The sequence below is a fragment of the Acidocella aminolytica 101 = DSM 11237 genome (assembly GCF_900129125.1).
Lineage (GTDB): Bacteria > Pseudomonadota > Alphaproteobacteria > Acetobacterales > Acetobacteraceae > Acidocella > Acidocella aminolytica.
Window position 1 is genome coordinate 1 of sequence record NZ_FQVJ01000109.1, and the last position, 1,010, is coordinate 1,010.

Below are 1,010 nucleotides of genomic sequence, written 5' to 3' on the forward strand. Positions count from 1 at the left end.
GGGGGGGGGGTTCGACTATCGAAGCCTTGAAATCGTCGCGGCACTGACATTGTAGCTGCGTGCCAGCTCCTTGAGCGTCGCACCATCTGCCCGGCGCTGCCGGGCTTCTTCCTGCTGCTGCGGGGTGAGGGCAGGGGGGCGGCCCATGTGTTGCCCGCGCGCCATCGCCCGGCTGCGGCCTTCGGCCGTGCGGGTGCGGATTAGGTCGCGCTCCACGTCTGCCAGGCCGCCCAGCACGGCCAACATGAGCCGCCCGGTGCTGGTTCCAGTGTCGGCCCAAGGCTCGGCCAGTGACCGGAACCGCGCCCCGGCGTCCGCGATCTGCTTCACGACGGCAAACAGGTCGAAGGTGGAGCGCGCCAGGCGGTCGATCCGCGTCACTGTCACCACGTCGCCGGCAACGAGCTGCCGGAGCATCTTCTGAAGCTCCTTCCGGTCGGCCCGCGCGCCTGTGGCCTTCTCCCGGTAAATCCGCGCACACCCGGCCGCCTTCAACTGCTCAAGCTGGGCATCGAGGGTCTGGCCGTAGGTGCTGACGCGGGCATAGCCAACCGGCCGGGAAGAGGAATTCTTTTCGGTCATATCTTATGCAAAGCGTAACCACTTGATTCGCCTGGGGCAAGCTGATTTTGCAGAAGTCTTAATTTATGAATCATATGGACGGGGGTAAACGGATCAAATCAAGTGATTGGTTTTAAATGTCTCAGTGGCCCCATTTTTCTTGGACGCCCAAAACAATAAGCCACCACCGACGAAAATCATCGGAATAGAAAGCGCTTGACCCATAGTGAAGCCAAACGGCAAAAACCCTAAAAACCAATCCGGTTCTCGAAAAAACTCGCCAGTAGTGCGCGCAACACCGTATCCTAAGATAAATAGCCCAGTGAGCATACCGACGTTATTCCGAACTTTTACGGAGCGGGATGCAAACACCATTATAATAAAAAGCAACACCCCCTCAAGCGAGGCTTCAATCAACTCGGAGGGGTAGCGCGGCACCAAGGAGCCAG

Annotated in this window: 2 protein-coding genes; both read right to left on the reverse strand. The window is 59.1% G+C overall.

The window, feature by feature from the left end; translation table 11 throughout:
• Positions 1-15: 15 nt before the first annotated feature.
• Positions 16-582 carry a recombinase family protein gene (locus tag BUB54_RS19835; protein WP_048880652.1) on the reverse strand — a complete coding sequence of 189 codons (567 nt, stop codon included), beginning with the start codon at positions 580-582 and terminating at the stop codon, positions 16-18.
• 93 nt (positions 583-675) lie between these two features.
• On the reverse strand, positions 676-1,010 hold a 335-nt coding region (locus BUB54_RS19840), incomplete at its 5' end, for a prolipoprotein diacylglyceryl transferase family protein (RefSeq protein WP_175556565.1).

What these genes read in the sequence shown, in the direction of transcription:
- BUB54_RS19835 (WP_048880652.1), bottom strand. Translation starts at nt 582, where the DNA reads ATGACCGAAAAGAATTCCTCTTCCCGGCCGGTTGGCTATGCCCGCGTC.